General features: G+C 46.8%; 17 protein-coding genes. 9 read left to right on the plus strand and 8 right to left on the minus strand.

Annotated features, from left to right (window positions below):
* Nucleotides 1-253 precede the first annotated feature (253 nt).
* Nucleotides 254-2,827, minus strand: coding sequence for an ATP-dependent Clp protease ATP-binding subunit (locus AC5SLM_RS01490; protein ID WP_495249151.1), 2,574 nt, complete (start codon nucleotides 2,825-2,827; stop codon nucleotides 254-256).
* A 206-nt stretch (nucleotides 2,828-3,033) separates the two neighbouring features.
* Between AC5SLM_RS01490 and AC5SLM_RS01495 the strand changes: the two genes are divergently transcribed.
* From AC5SLM_RS01495 to AC5SLM_RS01525, 7 genes are read left to right on the plus strand one after another with little or no spacing between them, the layout of a single operon-like run.
* Nucleotides 3,034-4,341, plus strand: a complete 1,308-nt coding sequence (locus AC5SLM_RS01495) for a S41 family peptidase (protein ID WP_495249153.1) — start codon at nucleotides 3,034-3,036, stop codon at nucleotides 4,339-4,341.
* A gap of 9 nt (nucleotides 4,342-4,350) precedes the next feature.
* Nucleotides 4,351-5,064 (plus strand): phosphoribosylaminoimidazolesuccinocarboxamide synthase, encoded by a 714-nt coding sequence (purC, locus tag AC5SLM_RS01500; protein WP_495249154.1) that lies wholly within the window; start codon nucleotides 4,351-4,353, stop codon nucleotides 5,062-5,064.
* A 12-nt stretch (nucleotides 5,065-5,076) separates the two neighbouring features.
* A complete protein-coding gene (gene purS, locus AC5SLM_RS01505; protein ID WP_495249155.1) occupies nucleotides 5,077-5,316 on the plus strand; it encodes a phosphoribosylformylglycinamidine synthase subunit PurS in 240 nt (79 codons plus the stop codon).
* Nucleotides 5,313-5,984, plus strand: a complete 672-nt coding sequence (purQ, locus tag AC5SLM_RS01510; protein ID WP_495249156.1) for a phosphoribosylformylglycinamidine synthase subunit PurQ — start codon at nucleotides 5,313-5,315, stop codon at nucleotides 5,982-5,984. Before purS ends, purQ begins: the two co-directional genes overlap by 4 nt.
* Before the next feature lie 4 nt (nucleotides 5,985-5,988).
* The gene (locus AC5SLM_RS01515; RefSeq protein WP_495249157.1) at nucleotides 5,989-7,140 is read left to right on the plus strand and encodes a hypothetical protein; all 1,152 of its coding nucleotides are present in this window, start codon (nucleotides 5,989-5,991) and stop codon (nucleotides 7,138-7,140) included.
* The gene (locus AC5SLM_RS01520; RefSeq protein ID WP_495249158.1) at nucleotides 7,121-7,819 is read left to right on the plus strand and encodes a lysophospholipid acyltransferase family protein; all 699 of its coding nucleotides are present in this window, start codon (nucleotides 7,121-7,123) and stop codon (nucleotides 7,817-7,819) included. Before AC5SLM_RS01515 ends, AC5SLM_RS01520 begins: the two co-directional genes overlap by 20 nt.
* The gene (locus AC5SLM_RS01525; RefSeq protein WP_495249159.1) at nucleotides 7,788-8,174 is read left to right on the plus strand and encodes a fluoride efflux transporter FluC; all 387 of its coding nucleotides are present in this window, start codon (nucleotides 7,788-7,790) and stop codon (nucleotides 8,172-8,174) included. Before AC5SLM_RS01520 ends, AC5SLM_RS01525 begins: the two co-directional genes overlap by 32 nt.
* Here AC5SLM_RS01525 and AC5SLM_RS01530 read toward each other — a convergent pair.
* Nucleotides 8,166-8,570 (minus strand): arsenate reductase/protein-tyrosine-phosphatase family protein, encoded by a 405-nt coding sequence (locus AC5SLM_RS01530; protein WP_495249160.1) that lies wholly within the window; start codon nucleotides 8,568-8,570, stop codon nucleotides 8,166-8,168. The genes AC5SLM_RS01525 and AC5SLM_RS01530 overlap by 9 nt on opposite strands.
* A gap of 160 nt (nucleotides 8,571-8,730) precedes the next feature.
* Between AC5SLM_RS01530 and htpG the strand changes: the two genes are divergently transcribed.
* Nucleotides 8,731-10,605, plus strand: coding sequence for a molecular chaperone HtpG (gene htpG, locus AC5SLM_RS01535; protein ID WP_495249161.1), 1,875 nt, complete (start codon nucleotides 8,731-8,733; stop codon nucleotides 10,603-10,605).
* An 83-nt stretch (nucleotides 10,606-10,688) separates the two neighbouring features.
* Here htpG and AC5SLM_RS01540 read toward each other — a convergent pair whose 3' ends face one another.
* Nucleotides 10,689-11,882, minus strand: coding sequence for a hypothetical protein (locus tag AC5SLM_RS01540; RefSeq protein WP_495249162.1), 1,194 nt, complete (start codon nucleotides 11,880-11,882; stop codon nucleotides 10,689-10,691).
* Between the two features lie 7 nt (nucleotides 11,883-11,889).
* Complete coding sequence (locus AC5SLM_RS01545) at nucleotides 11,890-13,227, minus strand: c-type cytochrome (RefSeq protein WP_495249163.1); 1,338 nt, start codon at nucleotides 13,225-13,227, stop codon at nucleotides 11,890-11,892.
* 452 nt (nucleotides 13,228-13,679) lie between these two features.
* On the opposite strand from AC5SLM_RS01545, the gene AC5SLM_RS01550 reads away from it, so the two are divergent.
* Nucleotides 13,680-14,798, plus strand: a complete 1,119-nt coding sequence (locus AC5SLM_RS01550) for a PQQ-dependent sugar dehydrogenase (protein WP_495249164.1) — start codon at nucleotides 13,680-13,682, stop codon at nucleotides 14,796-14,798.
* A gap of 50 nt (nucleotides 14,799-14,848) precedes the next feature.
* Here AC5SLM_RS01550 and AC5SLM_RS01555 read toward each other — a convergent pair whose 3' ends face one another.
* From AC5SLM_RS01555 to AC5SLM_RS01570, 4 genes are all read right to left on the minus strand, one after another.
* Nucleotides 14,849-15,790, minus strand: a complete 942-nt coding sequence (locus tag AC5SLM_RS01555) for a multidrug resistance efflux transporter family protein (RefSeq protein WP_495249165.1) — start codon at nucleotides 15,788-15,790, stop codon at nucleotides 14,849-14,851.
* 1 nt (nucleotide 15,791) lies between these two features.
* A complete protein-coding gene (locus AC5SLM_RS01560) occupies nucleotides 15,792-16,187 on the minus strand; it encodes a rhodanese-like domain-containing protein (RefSeq protein WP_495249166.1) in 396 nt (131 codons plus the stop codon).
* Nucleotides 16,188-16,391: 204 nt separating this feature from the next.
* Nucleotides 16,392-16,532, minus strand: a complete 141-nt coding sequence (locus tag AC5SLM_RS01565) for a hypothetical protein (protein ID WP_495249167.1) — start codon at nucleotides 16,530-16,532, stop codon at nucleotides 16,392-16,394.
* Nucleotides 16,533-16,541: 9 nt separating this feature from the next.
* Nucleotides 16,542-18,569 carry an ATP-dependent helicase gene (locus tag AC5SLM_RS01570; protein WP_495249394.1) on the minus strand — a complete coding sequence of 676 codons (2,028 nt, stop codon included), beginning with the start codon at nucleotides 18,567-18,569 and terminating at the stop codon, nucleotides 16,542-16,544.
* Between the last annotated feature and the right edge of the window lie 44 nt (nucleotides 18,570-18,613).

Consider the following 18,613-nt stretch of genomic DNA (forward strand, 5'->3'; position numbering starts at 1 on the left):
AAAGTAAAATGGTTTTATAAGATTTGCGAAAGGATGGTATCAACAAAACGGGGGAAAAACGGGGGAATTTTTGAAAGAAAAAAAGGCAAGAAAGGCAGTTGTTAAAAGGTTACATATTTGTTGCGTTAAGAAGGTCAAAAAGGGTAAAAAAATACAAAAAAATCATGGCGGCGGGGCAAAACCCATTGCCCCGCAAACACTGTGGTATGCCCTGTTGTTTTCCTTTACATGTAAGGAAAAAAGATGGCTTAGCTTAGCGCTTTTGAATGGTGATGTTTCCCTCATGCGCCCCAATGCTTATCGTGTCACCTTCGTGCAGGGTTTCTTCTAAAATCATCTGTGCCAAGGTGTCTTCCACAAGCTCATACAACGCGCGCTTAAGGGGTCTTGCACCATACACGGGATCAAACCCTGCTTCGCCAATCATCTCTTTGGCGGATTCTTCCAAGGTCGCTTCGATGGACATGGCGGCCAATTTCTTGCGCACCTCTTCAAACATGATGGAGACAATGGCGCGCAGTTGGACTTTACCTAAAGGATTGAAAATCACAATGTCATCTAGGCGGTTTAAAAACTCGGGCTTAAAGTGCAACTTCAGCTCCCCCATCACCGCGTCACGGCGTTGTTCTTTTTCCACTTCCATGATTTTGCCGCTGGCAATGTTAGAAGTAAGGATGATGATAGTGTTTTTAAAATCCACCGTTACACCCTTGTTGTCCGTCAAACGCCCATCATCCAAGACTTGAAGGAGGATGTTAAACACATCCGGATGGGCTTTTTCAATCTCATCAAACAGCAACACGCTGTAAGGTTTGCGGCGCACCGCTTCGGTGAGTTGTCCACCCTCATCGTACCCTACGTACCCTGGAGGTGCGCCCACCAAACGGCTCACAGCGTGTTTTTCCATGTATTCACTCATGTCAAAACGCACCAATGCGCGCTCTTCATCAAACAAAAACTTCGCTAGTGCTTTAGCCGTTTGGGTTTTTCCCACGCCCGTTGGCCCTAAAAATAAAAAGCTTCCAATGGGCTTATTGCTCTCAGAAAGTCCCGCTTTACTGCGTTTAATGGCGCGCGCCACCGCATGAACGGCCTCTTCTTGTCCCACCACCGTTTGCTCCAAATGGCTCTCAATGGCGAGAATTTTCTCTTTTTCCGTGGTGAGCATTTTACTCACAGGAATCCCCGTCCACTTACTTACGATGGCCGCTATCATCTCTTCATCTACAAAGTTTTTAAGCAGTGTGCCCTCTTCTTGCATCTTCGCCCAACGGGCATTGAGGTTTTTTTCCTCCTCAAAAAGAGCGGGGATTTTGCCATACTCAATCTCCGCGGCTTTGTTAAAGTCACTGTTGCGCTTGGCCAGTTCTGCTTCCTTGCGCAAGCTGTCTAGGTTGCTTTTAATGGAAGAAAGTTCCGTAAAGACTTGCTGTTCGTTTTCAAACTGGCTCTCAAGGGCTTGGCGTTTTTCATTGGCATCGGCCAACTCTTTTTCAATCACTCTTAAGCGCTCTTCGTTTTTAGCACTCTTTTCCATTTTGAGCGCTTCTTTCTCTACATGTAAAGCAGAAATAAGGCGCTTAACACGGCTCAATTCCACCGGTTCACTCTCAATCTGCATCTTGAGTTCCGCCGCCGCCTCATCAATGAGGTCGATGGCCTTATCGGGCAAAAAACGGTCGGTAATGTAACGGTCCGAAAGACGCGCGGCCGCCACAAGGGCACTATCAAGAATACTCACATTGTGGTGTGCCTCCAAACGCTCTTTAATGCCCCGCAAAATCTGCAACGCTTCATTAATGCTAGGCTCACCCACTTGGATGGGTTGAAAACGCCGTTGCAGTGCCGCATCTTTTTCAAAATATTTGCGGTACTCTTTCAGCGTTGTTGCCCCCACCGTGTGCAATTCTCCTCGCGCAAGAGCAGGTTTTAGGATGTTGGCCGCGTCCATGCTTCCTTCACTGGCACCCGCACCGATGATGGTGTGGATTTCATCGATAAATAAAATAATGTTGCCATCTTGCTTAACTTCATCAATCACCGCTTTGAGGCGGTCTTCAAACTCGCCTCGGTACTTTGCCCCTGCGATGAGCGCGCTCATGTCCAACGTCACCACTTGACGGTTTTGTAAAGACAGGGGCACATTTCCCTCTACAATGCGTTGGGCCAAGCCCTCTACAATCGCTGTTTTTCCAGTGCCTGGTTCGCCCAGCAAGATGGGATTGTTCTTTGTTTTACGAATCAAAATCTGCATCATGCGGTGGATCTCTTCATCCCGTCCAATCACAGGGTCAAGCTCATGATTTTTGGCTTTTTGGGTTAAATCGATGCCGTATTTGCCCAGTGCTTCAAGGGTCTCGTCTCCCGTTTGTTTGGTGATTTTTTTTCCGCCACGCAAAGCTTCGAGGGATTTTTTAAACTCCATCATGTCAAGGTATTTTTCTAAAATGCCTTTTAGTGGAGCCTTGCTGGCATTAGACAACAACCACGTGTCCACCGCCAAAAACGTGTCACCTTGTTTTGTCATGAGTCCTTGGGCTTCTTGCAACGACTCCACAAGCTCGCGCCCTAGCTTGATGCTCTCTTTGGTGACGCTACTGCTTTTAGGGAGCTTATCCACATGGCTCTTTACCTCAAGCTCTAGGGCTGCTTTATCCACGTTCATTTTCCGCAAAACCTGCGAGAGAATGGATTCTGAGTTAGTCACAAGACCCCAGAGTACATGTAAAGGTGTGGCTTCACTGTTTTTGCTGTGAAGGGCTAAGCTTATCCCGCTCTCAAGGGCTTGGGTCATCTGATGGGTAAGTGTTTCAAATAGCTGTTTCATGGTCTTACTCCTCTTGTATAGTTACTGTTGTGATTATACAACCTTTAGTCTAGTATTGTCAACTATCTTTATAAAAATCTATGAAGAATCATTCTTTTTTAATCTTAAAATCAAAGATTTTTCGTCTCCAAACCCACTTGGTTTAGCGTCTTTTTAGGCAATGTTGACTACAATCAGGGATTCATAACCCTAGGGAGTATTTACGGATGAAAAAAACACGATTGATGACACTTGGATTTGTTGCAACCCTCATGGGCGCAACTTTCATACTCTCCACCAACCTAAATGCTCAAACAGGCGTTTCCGAAGAGAGTAGACTTAACGCTTTGGCAAAATTTACCAAAGTGCTTGGAACCGTTGAACAGTATTATGTGGACGATATCACCTTCAATGAAGTGATTACCAAATCCATCGAAGGCTTGCTCACCAACCTCGATGCCCACTCCGCCTTTTTGGATCAAAAAAAATTCAAAGACATGAAAGTGCAAACCGATGGTGAATTTGGCGGATTAGGCATTACCGTTGGCATGCGCGATGGTGCCTTGAGTGTCATCGCCCCCATCGAAGACACACCAGCAGACAGGGCTGGATTAAAAGCGGGCGACATTATCTTGCGGATTGACGAGCAATCAACCCTCAACATGACCATCGACGAGGCCGTAAGCCTCATGCGTGGAAAACCCCAAACAGACATCATCCTCGCCGTCGTAAGAGAGGGAGAGAACAAACCTTTAACCTTTAAAATCACCCGCGATATCATCAAAATTAACTCCGTTTACACTAAAACCTTTGAAAACGAAAACCTTTTGTACCTTCGCATCACCAGTTTTGATAAAAATGTCGTTGAAAAAACCAAAGAAGCCCTTTCAAAGCACCGGGGTGTCAATGGCATCATCATGGACTTGCGTAACAATCCTGGCGGCTTACTCGACCAAGCTGTAGGCTTAACAGACTTATTTGTCAGCGAAGGGGTGATTGTCTCACAAAAGGGACGCATTAAAAGCGAAAATCACGACTACACGGCTAGCAAGCGCACCACTATCACCACGATTCCCATGGTAGTGCTTCTTAATGGCGGCAGTGCTAGTGCCAGTGAGATTGTCGGGGGTGCCTTGCAAGACCATAAGCGCGCCATCATTGTGGGGCAAAAAACCTTTGGAAAAGGAAGCGTTCAAGTCATCTTGCCTGTGGGGAACGAAGAAGCGTTGCGCCTTACCATCGCGCGTTATTACCTTCCTAGCGGCCGTACCATTCAAGCCGTCGGCGTGACGCCAGATGTCATCGTGCATTCAGGAAGCGTTCCTGCACCCGAAACGGATTTTTCCATCAAAGAAAACGACCTCAAACTTCACCTTAGCAGTGAACTTGAAAAACTCAATGCTGAGCAAAAAGCCGCCCCAAAGAAAAAGGTGGACGAGTCGATTATTACGCTCAAGCAACTGTACGACGACATCCAACTCAAAAGTGCTGTTGATATTGTTAAAGTTCTTTCCATTACCCAACCCAAAAACTAAGGAGACCCAGTGGACAAACACGCGTTACTCTACGAAGGCAAGGCAAAACGCCTTTATAAAACATCCGATGAAAACTTGCTTATCGCAGAGTTTAAAGACGATTTAACCGCTTTTAATGCAGAAAAAAAAGGGAGTGAGCTAGGCAAAGGGGCGCTTAATAACAAAATCAGCACGCAATTGTTTCGCATGCTTGAAACAAAAGGGATTGCCACCCACCTTGTTAAAACCCTTGATGATACGCACCAATTGGTTAAGACATGTCGGATTATTCCCATTGAAGTCGTAGTGCGCAACATCGCTACAGGCTCCTTAACCAAGCGCCTAGGGATTCCTGAAGGCACAGAACTTCCCTTTACCTTGGTTGAGTTTTGTTTCAAAAACGATGCCCTTGGCGACCCCCTTCTCAACGACGAGCACTGCCTCATCCTCGACCTTGTCAAAAGTGAATCCGACCTTGAAGAGCTTCGCCGCCTTGGTCGTGAAATCAACACTATCCTTAAAAGCTTTTTCGCACACCGTGACCTCATTCTTGTAGACTTCAAAGTAGAGTTTGGCGTGGACAGTGAGGGAAATATCTTGCTTGCAGATGAAATCAGTCCTGATAGTTGTCGTTTTTGGGATGTACACACCAAAGAGAAGCTTGATAAAGACCGTTTTCGTCAAGGCCTAGGTAGCGTAAAAGTTGCTTATGAAGAAGTCCTTAAACGTATTTTAGCCCAGTAAGGAAAAGAGTTCATGAAAGTTATTGTAAACGTACACTTAAAAAATGGCGTACTTGACCCGCAAGGAAAAGCCGTACACCACGCCCTTGGTTCTCTTGGTTTTAGCTCCGCGCAAAATGTCAGAATCGGCAAACAGATTCTTCTTGAAGTGCAAGGCACAGATACAGAAACCGCCCGCAAAGAGGTCACGCTAATGTGCGAGGAGCTTTTAGCAAATACGGTAATTGAAGACTACACAATCGAGTTCGCATGAAAGTCGCCGTTGTTGTATTTCCGGGCACCAACTGCGAAGTCGACACACAGTATGCCTACGAAACCCTAGGACACGAGGTAACGCTTGTGTGGCACAAACATGAAACGTTGCCAGAGGGGGTCGATCTTGTCGTGCTTCCAGGTGGCTTTAGCTACGGCGATTACTTGCGTAGCGCGGCCATTGCCAAGTTTTCTCCCATCATGAAAGCGGTTGCCGCCCACGCCGCAAAAGGCGGGTACGTCCTTGGTATTTGCAACGGGTTTCAAATGCTTCTAGAGATGCGTCTTTTACCTGGCGCCATGAAGCGCAACGCTAACGTGCACTTTGTTTCCAAATACCACCACCTCAAAGTAGAAAATACTGCCAACCAATTTTTACGCCACCTCACCCCTGGTCAAATCATCAACGTGCCTATTGCCCATGGTGAAGGAAACTATTTTATAGACGAAGCAGGACTGGCCAAACTTCGTGCCAATGGACAGATTCTTCTCACCTATTGCGACCACGATGGCGCGCCTAAAAACCCCAATGGTTCGGTTGCTAGCATTGCAGGCATTTGCAATGAGGCCAGAAATGTCTTTGGGCTCATGCCCCATCCTGAACGCGCCATTGAAACATTGCTGGGTTCGGAAGATGGCAGGGCCATGCTAGAAGGGTTTGTTGCTTAATCCCATGGGTTGTCGTATTGTTGGGTTTTTACTCCTTGCCATTGTTGGACTAGCACAAGAGAGGGCCTTTGAGCCCTCCATGTATGACCCAAGGCCCCCCTCCAGTGAGGCGTACGCCCCTTTGGCCGCTGCACCTTCCACCCAAGGGTTCGCCAAGTCCTTGTTTCTTTCCCATAACCCCTTACCTGAGCGCATTTACCGCAATCAAATTTTTGCCCTAACCGTCAAAGCCATCATCGCAAGAGAGGATTATAAAACCCTTGAAACCCACTTTGATCAAAGCGATTCTGCTGCGGTATTAAACCCCCAATCGCCTTGGATAAAAGAGAGTGAAAACGTCTTTCGCAATACTTTTTATTTTAAGGCTACACGCCAAAACGCACAGCTTCCGCCCCTCACCTTAGCCCTTTTGGACGCAGAAGTGGCGGTTGAGTCTGATGTGCTTCCTTTTCAGGCACTCAATGTTGTTGCCCTTAACCACAACGCACTTTTTTCAGGCGTCGTGGCGGAATCCTTACATGTAAGCCGCTTTAAAACCAGTCGGTTTGATACGGGAAGTTTAATTATGGTGGTTGAAGTAGAAGGGGTGTTGGCAAATTTGGAAGATTTTTCCATCCACGGCACGCTTAAAGGAGGCATAGACTCGATTTCAGGAGAATTTCCCGAAAGCAAGATTGTTTACTTTACAATTTTCGAAGACCATAAAGAGCGCCTTGAATTCAACTATTTCAACCTCCAAAGCAACCGTTTTGAGCGCCTCTTTCTTCCGGTGATTGTCGATGAAGGTGACGTGAGCACGCAAATTGGCCTTAACCCTAAAGAAAGCCCCTTTCAAATTTACAAAAATGCCTCCACTCTTGTAATAGCCGCACTTTTTTTACTCTTATTTGCCTTCCGTAAAAAAGTGCCGTATTTGATTATAGGCTTGCTCTTTTGTGCGTATTATGCCTATTCTCAATCTCCCTTTAGTTACATCACCCTTGAAGCCAATACGCGCATTCGCATCATCCCAACAGAAAAATCGACCCTCTTTTTTACCACCACCGAACCCATGCGCGCGGAGCAATTGGGAACACGTGATGATTACATTAAAGTGCTACTTCCTACAGGAAAAATCGGCTGGGTAAAGGAGGAGCATGTTCGCCGCAAGGATTAGAGCCCTGTGGGCACTCATAACCCTTTCTATTAGCATCCCTATCACCATCTTGCTGATGTATGCATTTAACACGCACCACCGCGCTATCCGTCAAAAATGGGCAAAGCTTCAATCTGCCCTTTTGGGGTGCAAGATAGTTCAAAAAGGAACCGCTGATCTTGAGGCAAAGCTCATTATCATGAACCACCAAAGTTTATTGGATATTGTCGTGATGGAAGCGCTGCATCCGGGGAACCCATGCTGGGTTGCCAAAAAAGAGATTGAAAAAATCCCTGTTTTTGGCCACATCATGCACCCGCCTAAAATGATTTCCATCGACCGCAGCGACCGACGTTCCATGGTAAAACTCATCAAAGAAGCCAAGGTACGCATTGGCGAGGGACGTGTGGTTGCGATTTTTCCCGAGGGAACCCGTGGAAAGGGCAAAAAACTTTTAAAATTTCAAAGCGGCGCTAAGGCGCTAGCAGAAAAACTAAACCTCACCGTGCAACCCATCATCATCACAGGAACACGGCAAATCTTAGACTCCCAACACTTCAAAGCCAGTGGAGGAACAGTGCATGTCACTTTTTTAGAGAGTGTTAATCCTGCTTCTGACCCTTTGTGGTACGAGCACGTCAAAGCCACTATGGAAAGGGAGCTTGCGAATGAGTTGGCAAACACTTCTTGCCATCGGTAGCGGGGGGTTTGTGGGCGCTGTTGCGCGCGCTTACCTCAACGGCCTTGTCAATCAACATTTTCCCCACCCTCTTCCTCTTGGCACCTTAGGCGTTAATCTTGTGGGGAGTTTTTTGCTTGGGGTGCTTTTTGCTTGTTTTATGTACACGCAGTGGTTCTCGCTCCCCATGAAATCCTTTTTAACGACAGGACTTCTAGGGGCGCTAACAACCTACTCTACCTTTGCCATGGAGACGTTTTGGCTCTTTAATGGAGGCTCTTTTGTCCTCGCCCTGAGCAACATGACCTTAAATGTTGTGGGCACCGTGCTTGCCGCGGGTGGTGGCTTTAAGGCCGTAGAGTTTTCCCTACGCTAACTCGCGAGAAATCAAGGGAACAAGCTTCATTTTAACATTTTCGATAAAGGCCGCACAGGCTGCATCGTCATCTTCTAACACTGAAATCCCCATGTGAATCGTTGAGACCGCATAAGGAAACACTGGGCAATGTTCTTTAGAGTGGTCACACAAGGTAATCACCAAATCGTACGATTCGTCCATCACCTCGCTAAGCTCTTTTTTTCGCAATAAGGAGGTGTCTATCCCCTCTTTTTCCAGCGCTCTCATGGCGCTTTGATTAACCGAACCGTCGTTTGAGATGCCCGCACTTGTGACTTCTATGCCGCTTGTTTTAGGAAGGTATTTTTTAGCAATCGCTTCAGAAACAATGGCCCGACACGGATTTCCAGCACTCAATAGTAGTACTTTTTTCATCGTAATGCCTCTCCTTTTTCTCTCCTAATAATAGGGGAGTATAACGGTATTTGATTAATCTACAATTAAAATAAAGATAATAAATAGTTATACCTTGTTTGCACTGCTTAAATGTGTTAAAATTCCACTCTTAAAATACTTTACATGTAAAAGGAGCACTATGTCCAAACATCAATTTCAAACCGAGGTCAGTCAGCTTTTGCATCTGATGATACACTCTTTGTACTCCAACAAAGAGATTTTCCTCCGCGAACTCATCTCTAACTCCTCCGATGCCCTTGACAAACTGAACTATTTGACATTGACGGACGAGTCGTACAAAACACTCAGTTATGTCCCGCGCATCGACATTGTCGCAAACAAAGAAGCTGGTACCCTCACCATCAGCGACACAGGCATTGGGATGAACGAAGAAGAGTTGATAGAAAACCTAGGCACCATCGCCAGAAGTGGCACCAAGTCCTTTGTGGAACGCCTTAGCGGGGATGCTAAAAAAGACTCCACCCTCATCGGACAGTTTGGCGTTGGCTTTTACTCTGCGTTCATGGTAGCCACTAAAATTAGCGTGGTTTCTAAAAAAGCAGGTACCGAAGAAGCCTTTTGTTGGGAAAGTGAAGCGGGAGATAATTACGAAATCACCCCTGCGACCAAAGAAACCCACGGAACAAGCATCACCCTAACTCTCAAAGAGGAAGAAAAAGAGTTTTTGGAGTTTTACCGCCTTGAGGGCATTGTGAAAAAATACTCCAACCACATTCCCTTTGGCATTTTTATGGACAAAGAGGAGTACGCCCCTTCTGAAAAAGAAGAGGAAGAAGGCACCACCGAAGTTAAAAACGTCCAAATCAACAAAGCGTCTGCCCTATGGCGTTTGTCTAAAAATGAAATCAAAGAAGACGAATACAAAGACTTCTACAAACAACTCTCCCATGATAGCACCGACCCTATCTTGTGGTCACACACCAAAGCGGAGGGAACCCTAGAGTACTCTACTCTCTTTTACGTCCCTGCAACCGCACCTTTTGACCTCTTTCGGGCAGATTTTCAATCAGGCGTAAAGCTATACGTCAAGCGCGTATTCATCACCGACGATGAGCGCGAACTCTTGCCTATGTACTTACGTTTTGTGCGCGGCATCATCGATGCGGAAGACTTGCCTTTGAATGTCAGTCGTGAAATCTTACAGCAAAACCGCATCCTAGAGACCATCAAACAAGCCTCGGTGAAAAAAATCCTAGGCGAGCTTAAAAAACTCAAAGATAAAGACAATGCCAAGTACCTTGAATTTTACAAACTCTTTGGCAAAGTACTTAAAGAGGGCTTGTATGCTGACTACGCTAACCGCGATGCCATCTTAGACCTTGTGCTGTTTAAATCCAGCAAACGGGAAGGGCTAGTGAGCCTTAAAGAGTACAAAGAGGCCATGAAAGAGGGGCAAAAAAGCATCTATTACATCACGGGCGAAAACGAAGCTATGCTTAAAAACTCACCGCTCATCGAGAGCTTCAAGAAAAACGACATGGAAGTGTTGTTGCTTGATGAAGAAGTGGACGCCATCGTTATGCCCATGGTCAACGAATACGACAAAACCCCCATCAAACCCGTCAACAACTCCGACGTAGACGAAGAAATCACCGAAGACAAAGAAAAAGCCAAGGCGGATGAGGGAAAATATCAAGAGATTTTAGTCAAGATGAAAGAAGTGCTCAAAGAAGAGGTCAAAGAGGTGAAAATCTCTAGCCGTCTGAGCGACTCGGCTTCATGCCTCATCTACGACAAAAACGACCCTGACTTTCAAATGCAGCAAATGCTCAAACAAATGGGCCAAGACAACTTGCCTAAAGTCAAGCCGATTTTGGAAATCAACCCCGATCACGGCATCGTTCAAAAACTGGCCGAGTCTAAAGATTACCTTTACTTAAACGACATCGCCCACCTCTTGCTCGACCAAGCCAAACTCCAAGAAGGCATGAAAATCGAAGACGTGAGTGCCTTTGCCAAACGCATGAATACGTTCATCGCCAAAGCCCTCTAAAGCACGTTACATGTAAGGGTTATTTCCTTACATGTAACGCTCCCTTACATGTAAAAACCTTACATGTAAGGGTTACTCTATCTCTAAAGAATATTATTAAACAAGATCGTCAATCCCCAGCCAAAAAAGATGACCATCCACGCGCTCATAATAGCAAGGGTGTAGTTCCCCAGCTTGGTCACTGCCACGTCTTTACTGCCATCAAACATCCCTTCACTTTTGCCCACTTTCCATGCCATGGTGAGCAAGTAGGCCACGCCCACGCCTCCCATCACAAGAAAGGTAGAGAGAAACATCACGATGGAGGGGATTTCCAAATTCACCGGATAATCATAAATGGTATAGCCAAGAGCTGCCATGATGTCATAGCGAATCCATTCGCGCACGCCTGAGATAAGCAGTGCTACGACGACAAGCCAACCCACCGTGATGTAACTGTTGCGGTTTTGGGCAGCAAGTCCTAGCAAAATCACTACGCCCACAACCGTTGCCAAACTTATCGGGTGGAAAAGATAGCCAATGGAAAACATCCACAATACAAACAATGCCGCACTAAGGACTAACCCTGCGATGGCCGCTTTGGTTCCCAAACTTGCCGTAAAGGCCACGTAACTTGCTTCAAAATCTTTCCGTGTGCTGACAAATCGGCTGTACGCTTGCAAGAAAATGCCCACCACTGGAATGGCAAGGCTCACCATAAATGCTAAGCGAATGGTCTCGACATTAAAGGTCCAACCACTCATATCTACGGAGCCATTGGGCATGTACATCGCCATCCAGTCGTTTGGCATGATAGATGTCACTGTAAAACTGTGCATCAACACCCCGCAAAAGACCAAAAAGCCAAAGGAAATCGCTCCCACCAAAACGCCGCCTCCGTGTTTTGCCTTGTTGGCATAATAGTACCAATAGTACATGGAGTAGCCCACAATAAGCGCATAAATAAAGATAAACACCCACATGCCAGAAAGGGTATTTGCCACATACCAGTTGGGGTCATAAATCACCTGTGTAAAGAGCAGTGGTGCCACGCCAAGTACAATCAACAACGACACACTGAGTTTGCCCGTTTGAATCAAATGGGGCGTAAGTTGCTGCCAGTGCGCATTGTTTTTTTGCGTACTTCCATAAAGTGAAAGCCCCGCGCTTCCCAAAGAGAGCAACACAAACGCTATGTGCAACGCCCAGGTTAAGATGTAAAGAGCTTGAAACACCACAGGGTAAAAAGGAATCCCAGCAGGGTCGCGTAACGCTAATAATACAGATAGTTCCATCATATTCCTCCTAGTAAGGTTGGGCTGCTAGCCACTGAGCCATGGCTTCGACTTCGTGTTCAGGAAGTTGCAAGGTCGGCATGTGGCTAAACGCACCCGCACCTATGCCATACAAAATCCCCTTGATAGCCTCTTTGTCCATGCCAACCACGCGATCACGCATGGGGCGGTATTTACCCGTTGGCTCCAAGGAGTGGCAGTTTGAACACGCCATTTTGGTGAGCAATTCCCCTGCTTCAAGTTGATTTCCCTCCGTGATGGTGCGCAAATGTTCAGGTATCCACGGTGTGGCTTGCAACAATCCTCTTTCAGCTAAGATGGGCAATTCACTCTTAATGCCCTTGCCTTCCACGTCACGGCTGATGATTTGATTGGAGTAAATGTATTGGCCTGCCACGTAAGGTTTACGCATACTCTCGCGCAGTTTTTCACCCTTCCAAAGCCCTGAGACCAAAATAATACCAACCATTACAGACGCCACCGACGTGTAAATCCAACGCGGACGGAGAATAGCAACAACAAAATAAACCGAAAATACGAGAGTCAAGATAATGCGGCTTTGAATAATGGCATCTTTATCGTAAGCAAAAATAGCATGGGCATTCTCAGGAAGCGTTCCCATGTACCACACGAAGAAAAAGAGGGTAATCGCCCCGCCCAAGATGCTTACAAAACCCATTTTACGGGTAAGTTCATCAGAGAGTGCTGGGTTTTCCTTCTTCATGGCACTGGAAATTACCATACCAATAACCCCAGACATCATAATCATAAACCCAAGCCGCAAGAACATGTGCGGGAAGGTATTGATGCCAAAAAACGCATCGCTCGCACTTCCGGTGGCGTAGTATGCATCGGTTCCTGGCCACATCATAAAGCTGATGATGCCGATGATGAGACACAAGGTCCCCACAGAGGCCAAGGCGAAACTGTACGTGAGTTTTAAATGGGTTTTTTTATCGATTTTATCCATGAAATAGACCAGTGCAAACACCCCAATGACTTCATAAATGAAAAAGACCCACTCCGTCGCCCATACCCATACAAAGTTGTGGATGAGCGCACTAATCCCTCGCGGACTCGCGGCAGTTGCGGTATACCAAATCCCAGGCCCCGTAATCGAACCCAACACATAGGAAAAAACAAGCAAAAACATGCCGTATTTTTTCATATACGGATACAAATCCGAACGGTTTTCCTTGTAGGCTTTGTGGGCCAAAAAGGCAAATAGCATCGCAGCACCAACAGAAGTATGGGAAAACAAGATGTGGATGGTCCCCGTAAGACCCATCATCCAAGCACTCCCATAATCAGGAAAATAAAACAGTGGAAACTGTCCAACAATGTCCATAGAAAGACTCCTTCTTCATTATGAATACGCTTTTAAAGCAAGGCTCCAAAAGCTACATTGGCGCTAAACTTCCCCAAAAGGAAACCTGCACGCCCTTGGTGCCGAAAAGTTTTCGCACCACCATTTGACACTTTCTTACAAATTAATTTTGTAAGAATTTATTAATTTGTAACAATAATCTCACAATCATACTTTACATATGTTAATTTTGTATTAAAGGAAAATACACAAATTTCCACAAAAATAAAGAATGATTATTATTCAAAAAGCGTAGTATAGGGGGTTTAAAACGAAATGGCGGGCTTTTTGGCTTTTAAAAATATTCTCTTTTCTTTATTTTTCTTGATAGAAAAATTTTAGAATCCTATTATCAAAAACATCTCTTTGGAAAATCGTGCCGCCCCTTTACATGTAACGTTTGGGTGCTATAATAAACCGCACAAGGAGTTATCATGCCTCGTTTTCTTTTATTAAGCGCATTTTTTTGCCTCAGTTTTCTTTTTGCTTCGCCGCTTTACCAAGGCCAAAGTGAGGGGATGAATTACCGCGTTGAGCGCGTTGCTTCAGGTCTTCAAAGCATCCCTTGGGGGATGGCTTTTACAGACGAACACACCCTTTTTATCACCCAAATCCAAGGAGATATGCTACTTTTAGACACCCGCACCGCCCTTGCGCGGCCCGTGTTTGGGATGCCTTTTGAGCCCCTTTATGGCGGGCAGGGAGGCTTGTTGGATGTTGCTATCTCGCCCCACTTCCAAGAAGATAGCACCCTCTTTTTTACCTATGTCAAATCCATCAACTTTCAAGGGGCCACCACCCTTGCGCGGGCTATCTTGCAAGACCACTTGCTTACCCAGTGGAAAGATTTGCTCATCACCCACTCCACTTCTAGCACGTCACAACATTTTGGCAGCCGCATCGCTTTTGATGAAAAAGGGTATGTCTATTTTGGTATTGGCGACCGTGGTGTGCGAGGCGAAGCCCAAGACTTGCGAAGCCACAAAGGGACGATTGTGCGGCTTCGTCAAGATGGCACGATTCCTGAGGATAACCCTTTTATAGGCCACCCCTTCGCCCTTAAAGAAATCTACTCCTACGGCCACCGAAATCCCCAAGGGCTTGCTTTTGACCCCATCACCCAGCGCCTTTACGCTAGTGAACACGGTCCGCGTGGTGGCGACGAGATTAACCGTATCGAAGCGGGGAAAAATTATGGCTGGCCGACGATTAGTTATGGCAAAGAATACTGGGCGCCCATTAGCATCGGCGAGGGCACGCATAAAGAGGGGTTGGAACAGCCTTTGCACCACTACACCCCTTCCATTGCGCCAGGCTCTTTACTGGTTTACACAGGGGAGGCTTTTCCTTTATGGCAAGGCAATCTATTTCTAGGGGCACTCAAGCTTCAGCACCTCAATCGCATTGTTTTAAACGAGGAGGGTGAGGTTATCAAAGAAGAGCGTTTATTGGAATCTTTAGGCTTGCGGATTCGTCAGGTAATCCAAAACCACGAAGGACACTTATACCTCTCCACCGACACGGGAGAGATACTGCGCATCCTTCCTGATTAACCCCTTACATGTAAAGCGCAACACTCTTGCGTCAAAGGGATAAAGGTTTTCTAGGCCGCTTTTTGACGGAAAAAGAGGAAGCAAAACAGCCCCAGTCCAATAAGCCCAAGCCCCACAAAAGCCACCGCGCTTGGCAAGGGTGAGCCCAAAAACACCATGCCACCCACAAGGGCAAACACCACTTGGCTTGACTGGGTTGCATCCACACCCGCTAACTCACTAGAGGTGTGGGCCAAAGAGCGTGCAAAAAGAAAAATACTCGTAGCCACTACCCCCGAAAAAAGCGCCACTAACGCTGTTTGAAACACTTGCGCGCCACTGGGCATCGGGGGCTGGACACTAAAGATAAGCACCACCCACAAGGGAAAAGACCCCATGCTCATCACCAGTACTTTCACAAAAGTGTTGGCCAACAACGGGGAAGAAATATGGGGTAAATAGGCGTGTTTTCCCCGCGAAGCTTCCCATACAAGCTGATTGCCAAAGGGGTAACAAAAGGCCGCTACAAACACAGGAAGCGCGCCAAGCAAAAGGGTCTGGGCAGTGATAGACTGGGCGTGGGAAAGGTTCACAAGCAAGACGCCCACAAAAACAAGCGCGGAAAAAAACCACACCCGCTTTGGAAAACGCTGGCCAAAAAGCATCAACACACACAAGCTTGCAACCACGGTAAACTGCCAAGTGGAGGCGACAACCCACCCTGGCGCACTCTTGGCGCTAAAGCAAATAAGCGCGTAAAATCCGCCAAATCCCACTCCGCCCACAAGCACCCAAAAGCGCCAGTGGGCCCAAAAAAGGGCCCAAGCACCCTTCAGTAAGGCTGTGCCTCCTTTGAGCCACAACACAACGACCAAAAAAAGCACCATAAATCCATACCGCAGCGAAGCCGACCATACCCAATGCCCGCCCCCTAGGTTCATGGCTTCATTGAGTAAAAACGTTGTGCTAAAAAAGGCGCCCGAGAGAACGCCCAAGAGTAAAAGCCGTACCATTTTAAGGGCGATACGGCGCGGGTTGGTAACCCTGTTTTACAAGTTCCACCATGCCCCCTTGCAAGTTGATGACCTCATAGCCAAGCTCACCTAAAAACTCTGCAACCGCGCTCGTACGGTTCCCTGTGCGGCAAATCAACGCAAAAGGGGTCTCTTTGGTGACGTATTTTTCAAGTTTTGCCAAAAAAACCTCGGCATCGTACCTGCCTTTTTCATCAAAAAAGGTCAAGGGAATCGCCCCGTGGACCAAACCTGTTTCACGCCACTCAGGCTCGGTTCGGATATCAATAATCATCATGGGTTGTTTAACAAAATTTGGCGTCACTAGCCTATGTTTAGCACCCCCAAAGCAAGTTCCTAGCAAAAGAAACAGACACAAAAGGCTTCGTTTTAGCACCCACACTCCTTCATACGCTTTTTCCGTACAAGATGTTTGCCTCACCCTGTTTCGAGACGAGTTATCCACAATGGGGCCCCAAAGCTGAAGCTTTGACCCATTGGGATAAAGTCTCTCTTGCGGGTGAGGCAAACATCTTGTGCAATCCTAACAAAAACAGGGGAATTGTTGCGAAAGATTGTGGAGTATTTTTAAGCACTGGGGCTATTTTTTTTCGGGTTTACACACTTGCTTTTTGTTTTCAGCCTTAGCCCCGCATTTCTTACATGTAAAGGGAGGGTGTTTGCCAAGAGTCTTGGCAATCTCTTTGCGCTCTTGCTTGTCGCGTTCGCACATGGGTTTCATCGGTTTTCCTTAGGTGACCAACCCTGCTTCCACCAAAAATGGCGAATGAATATAGTCGAGTTTCTTGATTTTATCGTACTTTGCAAAAGAAAGATAGAGACGGTCGCGCGCCCTTGTGGTGGCCACGTAAAAAAGCCGTCGCTCTTCGTCCAAGCTTCCGCCCATGCTCATGAGTTTACGATTAGGAAAACGCCCGTCCATCAAGTCTATGATGTACACGTCATCAAATTCCAAGCCCTTGCTCGCGTGAATGCTTAGCAGGTTAACCCCCTCGCCTTCACTCATCTCCCCACTTCCAAGGGTAAGCGCGTTTAAAAACCGTTCGCTCTCGTGGTAGTTTTTTGCCAGGTCTTTGAGCAAGGTGCCTTTGCGCACGATGCGCTCTTTGGCTTCTTCTTTTTGCCGCTCATCCACCGTCCCGTCTTTTTGCGTAGCGCGCTTGGTAGCAAGCTGTTCGGCGATGGTCTTAAAAACCTGTGACATTGTCACGTGCTCTACTAAGGTGCGAGGGTTTTTAATGCGCTTGGCTTCTTTTAAGAAAACGTAAAAACTGTGTAAAAACTGCGCGCCTTCCACACTAAGTTTACTCAGTTTTAAGATAGGGTTGGCCAAAAAGGCTTCATCAAACCCTAATTTGTAAAACCGCGCCACGCTTCCAAGCTCATGGTGGTCATCAAAGAGCCCAAGCTGGGTGTTTTTAACGCGCTGCTCAAAGGGATTAACCCCTTCTTTGGGCTGAAAAAGCCCTTTGGTAATGTTCCCCTCCCCCAGGAGGTACAGCCCGTCAAAAAGCTCCTTAGAAAGGGCGGGCCCAACCCCTTTGGCGTACTCAAAAATGTGAATAAATGCCATCATGTCCCGCGGGTTTACCACGACGGTAAGCAAGTCTATCATCGCTTTGACTTCCTTGGCGTCAAAAAAACTCACCCCGCCCTTGCGCCGACAGGGAATACCCACTTCCCGCAAGCACGCCTCGATGCCATCAGCACTGGAATTGTTACGAAAAATCACCGCCACATCGTGATGTTGGGTTGACGAGGTGCGAATCTGCGATGCAATGGCTTGATACTGCAAAAACAGTTCGTCATAAATAAGCAACCGTGGGGCTTCACACTCCCCTGTGCGCGTCACTTCCAGTTGCTTGGGGTAAAGCCGTTCGTTTTTCTCAATCACCCGATTGGCTAAAGAGAGAATCTTGGCCGTGGAGCGGTAGTTTTTGGTCAAAGTAAACACACGCGCATCGTTATGACGCTCTCCAAAGGAGCCGATGATATTAATGTTCGCACCATTAAACGCGTAAATACTTTGGTCATAATCCCCCACACAAAAGACACTTTTGCACGGAAATGCTTCGATGAGTGCACCTTGGAGGGTGTTGGTGTCTTGGTACTCATCAATCAAGATTTCTTTGTATGCAATGGGCGCACCTTTAAGGAGTTGGCCGCGCATGAGGGTTAAAAGGTCGTTGAAATCCACGTAGCCAAAGCGTTTTTTTTGCTCTTTAAATTCCTCTAAAATATCCTCGTAAATGTCAAAATATGCCCCGTGTTCGTTGTCATTTTCCTTGAGCCATTCGCTAAAAGTTTGAGAAACGGTGGAGTTTTGATACAAGGAGTGCAAATCGTACAAATACGCGGCTTGGTACGCTTTCACGGACGAATCGATGTGGTCAAACCGTCGCTTGCCGTGAATGGTTTTAAGAAGCATCTTTAAATCTTTGGGCTGTTTAAGGACAATGGCTTTTCCAAGGCGCTTAAGCAGTCGGTAACTTACCGCATGAAAGGTGCCCGATTCAATCTGGGTGGCCACTTCTTTGCCAAAAAATCCCGCCACGCGCTCCACCATCTCCGCTGCTGCTTTGTTGGTAAAGGTTAAAAGCAAAATATGCTCAGGTTTCATGCCCGAACGAATAGAGTGGGCAATGCGCGCCACAATGGTCGAGGTTTTTCCCGTTCCCGCACTGGCAATCACCAGATTGTGCCCCAAGGGCGCAGTGGCGGCAGTGTATTGTTCTTGGTTGAGATGGGAAAGGGGCATAGACAGACTCTTTTGGGCAAAAATTTTAAGGACGGTATTATACC

The sequence above is a fragment of the Sulfurospirillum sp. HTRB-L1 genome (assembly GCF_059415125.1).